We start from the raw sequence: 266 nt of genomic DNA on the forward strand, positions 1-266 counted from the left end.
ATAATGCTTGTCTACAATCCAATTCGCGATTGAAAGGCCTAATCCAGCTCCTTCTGACGCACTTCTCGCTTTATCCCCTTGATAAAAACGATTAAAGAGTTTGGGGATATCCTCATCTTTCACTCCTATCCCATCATCTTTCACTCGTATACGAATCGAACTGTTCGTTTGCGTACAATCGATTTGAATATGACCACCTTCATTCGTATACTTCATCGCATTGTCTAACAATATGACCATCATTTGATGAATTCTCTCTCTATCAC

At 39.5% G+C, this 266-nt stretch carries 1 protein-coding gene; it reads right to left on the reverse strand.

The genetic code is table 11. The features are described from left to right. The coding region (locus MR113_RS27770) for a sensor histidine kinase (protein ID WP_242257507.1) at positions 1-266 on the reverse strand (266 nt) is incomplete at both ends.

The organism is Bacillus cereus group sp. BfR-BA-01379, from assembly GCF_022663605.1.
In the GTDB taxonomy this organism is placed as follows: Bacteria; Bacillota; Bacilli; order Bacillales; family Bacillaceae_G; genus Bacillus_A; species Bacillus_A mobilis.